Origin of the sequence: Mariprofundus sp. EBB-1, from assembly GCF_003665155.1 — a bacterium.
Taxonomy (GTDB): domain Bacteria; phylum Pseudomonadota; class Zetaproteobacteria; order Mariprofundales; family Mariprofundaceae; genus Mariprofundus.
In genome coordinates, this window is record NZ_RCFQ01000054.1 from 1 (window position 1) to 6,405 (window position 6,405).

Here is a 6,405-nt window from a genome sequence, read left to right on the forward strand (position 1 = left end):
GTCGCTTATGCTATCCAGATACTCAGAGCCTCCAGAGACCATTGTTGTCAGATCAATAACTTCAGCTGGCCTCACCTGCCCTTTGGTAGCCCTGGTATCATAGATCAAGATGTGGTCATACAGGTTCCCTGTGAGCTCTCCAGACGTATTGAAGGTTGAACCCTTCCGACAGTAGTTACGTCCATTTCAGTGACAGTAGAGAGCGTGTTAGGCACTAAATTGAAGTCACCCGCTATGATCAAGTCCTTTTCTCCTGGCCTGGCTGCTGCCATTGTGGAAAAGACTTCGTTTAGATGACCTGACTCCGCTTTAATTGCTGCTTTGCTTTTAAAGGTAGCATGGAATGCGGCAATGAGAAAATCAAAACCAATTTTGAAATGGCTTGTTGGTGCTTCAAGGCAACCGAATGCAGGCTCTCTGGAAAAAACGTCATCACCAACGCCGTTGTCGCCACCGTCATTGTCTTGATGGTATATGAGTTTAGACCAACCAGCGCATGGCCGAACAATTGATGATCTATAAAGGATTGCGTAAAATTCCGAGTTGCTACTTATTGTGTTTGGCCTGAGGCTATCAGTTATCAATCCTTTCCAGCTACTTCCAAGCTCATTGATTAAGGAATCATATCCATTATGAGCCCTCTGCTTCTGCATTACCTCGACGACCACCAGCACATCGAAGTTTTGATCGATTGCCTGAGCCACCTTGGCAAAATCTTTTGTACCATGTCCAAGCTTCCTGATGTTCCAAGAGCCAATGCGTAGCAATTGCCCTGTGCTGGCACTTGTGGTTACAACCGTAGCCCAGCGCTTACTGACATATCCTGTTAAGCCCGATGGAAGCTTTACTTTATACCAGTAAGGTACGCTGCCAACAAGCACTGCCGTTTCATTTGCCCTGAGAGCACTGATGACATTACTATCAACAGTTGCAGACGCTCGTACATTCTATTGGCTTGTGACCCGGTCGTTTGGAACTACTAAATCTGCTGCATAAGCTACTTCACCGACGATCAGAAATAGAGAAGCAACGAATAAGCACCGCATGCCAAAGGTTTCCATCACTTAGTTAATGAAAGCTTTTGGTAGTTTAATTGAACCATTTACATTGATTGTGTCCTTGTTCTCCTTTTCTTTTTTCTTCTTAGGAGCAGATTTCAGAGTTACAGTTAAAAACGCTTTGTTCTCTTTGGATGTATTACTAATTCCCTCAATCCAAGGAAGCTCATGTGATTTTGCGTCATGCTCTTTTGTATAGGTACATACCAATCCGCCCCCGCTAGTAATTATTTTAGCCTTCAGTTCACCTTTTGACTTGGTCACGGCCGCAGCTCCTGCGACGATGCCCCACTTATCCATGAGGATGTCCTTAGCAGGAACTGATCCCATGAAAACATCAGCAAGCTTGGTTGTATCAATAGTAGAGCTAGCCTCACTTAGCGTACCATCGCTTGCCAGGGTCATACTGGAGGTTGTTGAGGTGAAAAGAGGAATCTTAGCGTTGAAGTAATAGGGCTTGCTATAATCCACAACTACCTTCCTTTCAGCTGAATTGGAGACCATTTTAGCACTCTTACAAATATCGACAGATGTTGACTTAGGCTCAATTCGACAATTAATGCCAGCTTTATCACATGAATATTGGAAAAAACCTTCAAACTTTTGCACTACAGAAAATGTATCTCCTGAGGTATCAAGGCTGGATTTCACTGCTTCATCCAACTTTAGCTTATCGTATGAGTCGGCGTGCAGGTAATATGTGAACGATTGGGTATCTTTATCAGAAGTCCCTACATCCAAAATCACCTTCACCCAATTAAGCTCATACTTAGTGGTTTGCACAAACACACCTTTCTTTATATAAAACGGGATACCTTTTTCATCACCACCTGAAATCGAATATGCACTCACACAACCTGTGAGTAATCCAACAAACAAAAATAATACAACTATACGCATCTCACCCTCCTGACGTTAATTACAGTATAGACAATTATTTCAATAGTTGAAATTTAAGAAGGATCAAGGCCATCATTGATCCTTTGCTAGGCTAGGTTAATCCAAGAATATTTTGGGCATAAGAATATTCATAATACCGTGCGCTACACACAGACAAACTCAAAACGATTTGAGGGATTCTAGGGAGAATCGTACACACACTCAAAAAATGTAACTTTAATTGTTTCAGTAAAGGTGCAGGACAACCAATGACTTTATGAAGGTTCCTGCTCGTGATGATGGCGATCGTGACTCTTTATGGAACTCATTACTGCTTCATAGGTTGCTCTAATTTGTTTTGTTGAACTACGCTTATCTTCTCTCTCTTTAGCCATGCATCTTAGACGCAATCCTAGCCATAGTGAAGTCCACCCCAAATAAATGGCAAAGCAAAGCAATGCCCATTTTCCTGAATAGTCAGGGAAGAACACCACGACTGCATGAAATACAATACATGCAATCAAAAATACAAACAATGCTTCCACAAATCGATTGGCACGAAGGCATTCACCCTTCATGAATTCATCCCAGTCAGGTTTGATCGACACCAGCCCGGCATCACCATTCGTGTTCTTCAGGTCAACATCTCTCATTTGATCTTTCATTGATGCTACTTCAGTTCTGTGAATAGTATCTGAGTATTGTGCTATTACACTAATTGCCGAGGCCACAATAATCAGTCCATTTAACGATGAAGCAACGTCCACTAAGCTACCTGAGACTGATTATTATTGGGGATCCCAGAGATTAAATTCTTACCTTGAACATACAGAATGCTTAATGTTTTAACCATTTCTTTATTATTAAAAGAGGCCAATGCCTTTGTCTGTTCATGGTCTGTTTCCAGTCTAAAACGCCTGTCGCCAACTAACAACATATGAGGAAGGCTTGAACTGATAGCCTTGGGACAGTAGAGAATACTTCCTTTTTCGTAAGCACCAAGTTTTTTCTCAAATATATTAGCGGGATCAGAGAGGGAGCGATCCAAAACAATCACATCAATTAAAACACCGGCTTTTACACACTGTTCCAATTCCTCAAGGATTTGGTTAAAAAAATCACTATTTAGATGGCCAGAAACAAGACGGACATCTTCACCTTTCTCTGCGGCTACCGATAACAAATTTTTAAATAGGAACAAAGCATGATCCCACGCCGCATTATCGATGAAGCTTGAGCTTTCTTCGTTCCTGCAATAAGTTACCCAACTTTCAAAAGTTTCAAATTTTTTTGACATCTTAGCCCCCCCCCTATATTTTAAGGATTACCAAACTCTCACTTGAGTAGCATTCAATCTAGAAGGAACTCGTGAGCTACAAACCATTAAGCGAGCGCACTATAGCAGGAACTATAAAAATTTATAGTAACAGAAGAAACCTGTCCCTACTGCAGTCGCAGTTGAACTGCGCTTAAAACAGCAGACACTAACCAAGTCCCAAATGGGGATGAGTTGAGGAGTGTGGATTACTTCTATATCAGTAGTCGTATGCTATTTTCCATAAGAGACCTAAGAAGCTGCGTTAGGTCTATTTCCCTGACCAAGCAAAGTAACTTTCTGGAGACCAGCCACCGGCAGGTGTTGCTGGCTTGGCTGGTTTTGCGGGCTTAGCAGGTTTTGCTGGTTTTGCTGGCCTAGCAACTTTTACTGCTTTAGCGGGCTTTGCTGGCCTAGCAGTACCTGATACTTTTTCCTTTGGATTCCAAACAACAGGCTTTCCACAGGTATCTTTGCACAACACCCCAGATACGGGACCAAGCCATTTTCCTGTTTTCGATGACCATGCGTGCCCATTTGAAATAAATGCCACCCATTCCATATTTATACCGAAAATATGTTTGTTTGGTTCTATCCAGGCAACAAGGTCGCAATCTTTATCAAATAGTGGCAATAGCATTTAAATTCTCCATTTTCATTATTATAAATAAAGTATCTGTACTTCTTACACAGAAGGCAATAGCAATAAACCTGTAGGGAAGTGCTATTCGAAGCTACGCCCTGAATAAATAATGCAGTAATTGTTAATCTGGCTTTACTGATGACTATCTCAAAGCGAACATTGAGAATGTTCTCTAACCCCTAGCGTGCTTTAGTTTGATCCAACTCAGCTATGTTTGTTCAGAATTATTTCAATCTCCCGTTCAGCTTGAATCTGTCCTCGTTTAATTCCCTCTTCGATAGAGCTTCGAATATGATGTTGAATCAATTCAAGTTCAGCTTTGCTGCATTGACTAATTTGATGTTCATCCAGTTCACCCCATATGCTTTCAATTACGTAAAGTATCAGGCCATCGGCAGAGTCGAGCTGTTTTCCTTGTCTACAGTTTTCGGGGTCGATTAATTCTGCCAATGAAAGACCAAGTAGATTGGCAACTTGTGTCATAGCATCTAAGGATAGTCCGGCCAGGCCACGTTCTGCCCTGCTAAGTTGTCCTGGGTCCAGGTTCGCCAGAAGTGCCAGTCGGTTAATCGTCCATGGTGGACGATGTGTTTTCCTAAGATTTCGAATTCGTTGACCGATTTGTGACTGCATGATTTAAACTATATGAGAAATGGAGAAAGAATGTCAATTATGCATTTATTTTTACATCAAAATGATAAATCAACAATGATTTAATGTCCCATTAACATATAGATTGGATGACTTAATATGTAAGGGAGGATAATACCTACTATGAGTAGAAGTGTCAGGGATATCATGACCCGTAGCGTGATAACTATTTCACCAGACTCACCTCTTGAAGATGCTTATACGCTATTTCGTAAGGAAAAAATTAGCATGTTGGTTGTGGAACAAGAGGGCAAGGCAGTCGGGCTATTAACTGAACGCGATGCTGTACGTTTTATTCACGACAGTATTGACGTTACCCATACTCTAGTTGTTAATGTTATGAGCTCACCCGTGACCATGGTAGATGAGGGACTTTCACTGTTTGAAGCCTATTCGATCCTAGCTGAAAAGCATTACCGCCACCTTGTTGTTGCCGATACCGATGGTCTTCTTGCTGGCGTAGTCACACTGACAGATATGCTTGATGGCATGGGTATCGAGTACTTTATTGACCTGAAACAGGTCGCCTCAATTATGACAAAAGTTTTAATCAGGGTTCGCCCATGTGATTCGATGCGATTGGTACTTGATCTAATGCAGAGCCACCGCATTAGTTGCGTTGTCGTTGCTGAACAATGGAAGCCAGTCGGCATCATTACAGAACGTGATATCGTCAATCATTATGATCAACAAACACAAGTCGAGGACATTGAAGTGCGTTCTGTAATGAGTAGCCCCGTTCGTGTCATGCCTGAGACAGCCTACATTCCAGAAGCCAATACGTTGATGAGTGATGAGCGACTAAGACATATGGTTATTGTTGACAGCCAAGGACGTTTGGCTGGATTAATTTCTCAGACTGATCTCACCTCGTGCATGGAAGCTGGTTACATTTCCTATTTAAAAGGAGTGATTGAACAGAGGGAAAATGAACTCAGTCAGATCAGTTATGAGCATGATGCATTTCTTAGAGAAAATCCAAATGCTGTGATCGCTTTCGATATGGATGGCAATATCATAAATGCCAATCCAGCAGCATTACAATTAACTGGTTACGATAGTGAAACACTAACGAAAAAGACTCTGCAGAGTCTACTCCACCCACAAGATATTGAGCAAACTTTAAAGCTTTTTCAGCAGATATGTACTGGACAGTCGGTCCATACAGAATGCCGCATACTACGCCCATCTGGGAGTATAATTAATGTATTTAACAGTTTTCTACCAATTGTGACTGCGGGAAAGGTGTTCCGCATCTATGCTGTTACCTATGACATAACTGCCAGAAAACAGACTGAGCGACAGCTACATCAAAGTGAGAAGAAATTCAGTGTGTTGGCTGAGTTAAGCCAGGCTATACCTTGGTCATTGGATTTGATTAATGATCGCTTTGGCTATGTTGGCAAGCAGGTAGAGCAATGCTTGGGCTACCCTGTAGATTCATGGCTGAACATGGAGTGTTGGATTAAACGCATTCACCTTGAAGATCGAGATAAAGTACTAAACTACTGCACTCAAGCCATAGAACACGGAGAAGAAAATCAGTTTGAGTGTCGCATGATTACAGCCGATGAACGAGTTATACAGGTTCAAAATTATGTCTCGGCACAGATGCTGGCTGGTAAGGCGGTTGAATTAAATGGTTTTATACTTGGTCTCAGCGATCATCAATGGGCGAGTGATGATGAAAGTTAAAAAGAGAGACTCTCATTATGCTGATAACCTGATACTTCTAGCGGAGGATGAAGAAGCGCTGCGAGAAGTTACAAAAGAAATCCTCGAAAACTTGGGATATGGGGTTATTACAGCCTGTGATGGAGCTATGGCAGTCAAGCAATTCATGCAATACAGGGATAAAA

Annotated in this window: 6 protein-coding genes and 1 pseudogene; 1 reads left to right on the forward strand and 6 read right to left on the reverse strand. The window is 41.9% G+C overall.

Annotated elements, in window-relative coordinates; all coding sequences use genetic code 11:
- Nucleotides 1–104 precede the first annotated feature (104 nt).
- The 6 genes and pseudogenes from D8Y20_RS13285 to D8Y20_RS13315 form a co-directional block, all read right to left on the reverse strand.
- Nucleotides 105–935 (reverse strand): annotated as a pseudogene (locus tag D8Y20_RS13285) (SH3 domain-containing protein); the annotation flags it as partial.
- Nucleotides 936–1,064: 129 nt separating this feature from the next.
- Nucleotides 1,065–1,958 (reverse strand): hypothetical protein, encoded by an 894-nt coding sequence (locus D8Y20_RS13290; protein ID WP_121544198.1) that lies wholly within the window; start codon nt 1,956–1,958, stop codon nt 1,065–1,067.
- A 254-nt stretch (nt 1,959–2,212) separates the two neighbouring features.
- On the reverse strand, nt 2,213–2,704 hold the full coding sequence (locus D8Y20_RS13300) for a hypothetical protein (RefSeq protein WP_121544199.1): 492 nt from the start codon (nt 2,702–2,704) through the stop codon (nt 2,213–2,215).
- Nucleotides 2,704–3,234, reverse strand: coding sequence for a hypothetical protein (locus tag D8Y20_RS13305; RefSeq protein WP_121544200.1), 531 nt, complete (start codon nt 3,232–3,234; stop codon nt 2,704–2,706). Before D8Y20_RS13305 ends, D8Y20_RS13300 begins: the two co-directional genes overlap by 1 nt.
- Before the next feature lie 289 nt (nt 3,235–3,523).
- A complete protein-coding gene (locus tag D8Y20_RS13755) occupies nt 3,524–3,892 on the reverse strand; it encodes a 4-fold beta flower protein (protein ID WP_153232667.1) in 369 nt (122 codons plus the stop codon).
- 207 nt (nt 3,893–4,099) lie between these two features.
- Nucleotides 4,100–4,528 (reverse strand): helix-turn-helix domain-containing protein, encoded by a 429-nt coding sequence (locus D8Y20_RS13315; RefSeq protein ID WP_121544202.1) that lies wholly within the window; start codon nt 4,526–4,528, stop codon nt 4,100–4,102.
- 165 nt (nt 4,529–4,693) lie between these two features.
- On the opposite strand from D8Y20_RS13315, the gene D8Y20_RS13320 reads away from it, so the two are divergent.
- Nucleotides 4,694–6,241 (forward strand): CBS domain-containing protein, encoded by a 1,548-nt coding sequence (locus tag D8Y20_RS13320; protein ID WP_236075456.1) that lies wholly within the window; start codon nt 4,694–4,696, stop codon nt 6,239–6,241.
- Nucleotides 6,242–6,405: the final 164 nt, after the last annotated feature.

What these genes read in the sequence shown, in the direction of transcription:
- D8Y20_RS13290 (WP_121544198.1), bottom strand. Translation starts at nt 1,958, where the DNA reads ATGCGTATAGTTGTATTATTTTTGTTTGTTGGATTACTCACAGGTTGT.
- D8Y20_RS13305 (WP_121544200.1), bottom strand. Translation starts at nt 3,234, where the DNA reads ATGTCAAAAAAATTTGAAACTTTTGAAAGTTGGGTAACTTATTGCAGG.
- D8Y20_RS13755 (WP_153232667.1), bottom strand. Translation starts at nt 3,892, where the DNA reads ATGCTATTGCCACTATTTGATAAAGATTGCGACCTTGTTGCCTGGATA.
- D8Y20_RS13315 (WP_121544202.1), bottom strand. Translation starts at nt 4,528, where the DNA reads ATGCAGTCACAAATCGGTCAACGAATTCGAAATCTTAGGAAAACACAT.
- D8Y20_RS13320 (WP_236075456.1), top strand. Translation starts at nt 4,694, where the DNA reads ATGACCCGTAGCGTGATAACTATTTCACCAGACTCACCTCTTGAAGAT.